The organism is Flavobacterium bomense (assembly GCF_003970355.1).
The window spans coordinates 1-1,996 of record NZ_RYDJ01000049.1 but is presented as its reverse complement, the minus strand read 5'-3'; the positions used below and the strand labels follow the sequence as shown (position 1 = coordinate 1,996).

Genomic DNA, 1,996 nt, shown 5'->3' with positions numbered 1-1,996 from the left:
GACTTAATTACAACATTTGAAACAGCTGATACGGCACAAGAGGCTGAATTAATTACCGCAAAAGCCAATGAGTGTTTATCGACACAAGACGAGAAAACGATTTCAGAAATTTTGACTTTGAAAAAAAGCATCAAATCGAAAGGTGATATTATTATTGAACACATTATTGAAGAAATGAAAGCCCATTCAAAAGTGGTCGTTTCCGGAACTAATTTGGTTATTGCATTAAAACATTTGGAACGTATTTCGGATCATTGTTCTAATATTGCAGAGTATGTGTATTTTATGGTGAATGCTAAAATTATCAAACACGACAAATTCGAAGATTTGAAAATCGATAAATTAGAATAGCTACTATTTTAATATTTTCAAATAAGAAAGCCAATTTCATTTTAATAATGAAATTGGCTTTCTTGTGTAAAATGTTTTGATGAAAACAGACTAAATACTTCCTTTTTTCTTATCATCCCTCCAAGTAATATACCCTAGAATGGCATTAAAAAAATAGAAAGTATATTTGGCAACATTCGCAATATTCATCAACATTAGGTTCTGAATGGCTTTTGTTAAATTGTAAAATTGCCACAGAAACCAATTGTCAGGGTACATTCTTGCGGTGTTGAATGTTCCTCCAAAAGTGATTCCTGCCGGAATAGTTATAGCAAAAAACAACTTCCAATCAATGGGTTTTTCAGATAAATATTTGAAGGCAATGTAATTTAAGACAAAAGAAAAGAAAAAACCTAAAATTATATTTCTATAAAATATAAAATCTATTGAACGTAGAATTTTGCTTTTTTTCCAAGCTTTGAAAACGACATAATTTCCAATAAACGACACAGGATAGGTAAGAATTGCTCCGGCATTTCCAAGTAAATAATCAATCGAACCACTCAAGAAAGTATTGCAAGTGGTGATGAAATTCCCAATATTGTTTTTCTTGGTAACCAATCGATTTCCCATCATCGAAAAACCAGTATTCAAGATGGAAATATAACCCAAATAAAAAACGTATTTCTGATGCTGAAAGGTGAAATTGAAAACCGTTTTATGATATTCTAAAATAATTGATGCTGTGATAACTATGGTTAAACCAATAACATCCAAATAAGTGCTATTGGTAATCGATTTGATAGTTTTTATTGATTTTTCAGAAAGCGAAAGTAGACTCATCTAATTTTGTTTAGGCAAATATATAAAGATTATTGTCCAAATTACCTGTTTTTATTTCAATCTTAAAAGGAGTTGTAGATTATTGGAATTTTTTTCAAACACTAGTAATTTCTAATTAATCCAGGGGTATTTATAATCTAGTTTGGAGATTGAAATAGTCAATAATTTTTCTAAAATATTTTCTTACTAAAGAATAAATCAGCGAAATGAAAATATCAGTTTCAGATGTGAGTAGTTCTTCGTAAGTTTTTTCTTTTAAGAATTGAATTATTTCTTCTTCTGTTATACTCATTATATGTATAAGTTTTTTAAGATTGCTACGGAATAACAAAGTTGCTCAAACTGAACACTAAAAACTGTCAACTGCCCACTATTTTCAATGCGCTTCCAGCCAATTTTCCCCCATTCCAATTTCTACATCCAACGGAACATCCATTTTAAAGGCATTTTCCATTTCGTGTTTAATCATCGGTTGGATTTTTTCTAGTTCTGAGTTGTGAACATCAAAAACCAACTCATCGTGTACTTGCAACAACATTTTCGATTTCCAGTTTTCTGAAACTAATTTCTTGTGAATATTTATCATCGCAATTTTGATGATGTCGGCGGCTGAACCTTGAATTGGGGCGTTTACGGCATTTCGTTCGGCGCCACTTTTGACCATCATATTGGCAGAATTAATATCTTTCAAATAACGTCGTCTTCCTCAAACCGTTTGCACATAACCCTTTTCTCCCGCAAAATCTACTTGCTTCGCCATATAAGATTTTAGTTTTGGATACGTTGCATAATAAGCATCAATCACCTCCGCACTTTCTTTTCG

The 1,996-nt window shown here is 31.5% G+C and carries 2 protein-coding genes and 1 pseudogene; 1 reads left to right on the top strand and 2 read right to left on the bottom strand.

The features are described 5' to 3' along the window. Positions 1–351 (top strand): PhoU domain-containing protein (locus tag EKL98_RS15415; RefSeq protein ID WP_317125398.1); only part of this gene is annotated, 351 nt, incomplete at its 5' end. A 90-nt stretch (positions 352–441) separates the two neighbouring features. Here the strand turns inward: EKL98_RS15415 and EKL98_RS15410 are convergent. Next, positions 442–1,173 (bottom strand): nicotinamide mononucleotide transporter family protein, encoded by a 732-nt coding sequence (locus EKL98_RS15410; protein ID WP_126563090.1) that lies wholly within the window; start codon positions 1,171–1,173, stop codon positions 442–444. Between the two features lie 376 nt (positions 1,174–1,549). Beyond that, positions 1,550–1,996: pseudogene (locus EKL98_RS15405) on the bottom strand (DNA polymerase); the annotation flags it as partial.

Bases quoted from the DNA above. Each gene is read 5' to 3' on its own strand.
- EKL98_RS15410 (WP_126563090.1), bottom strand. From the start codon at position 1,173: ATGAGTCTACTTTCGCTTTCTGAAAAATCAATAAAAACTATCAAATCG.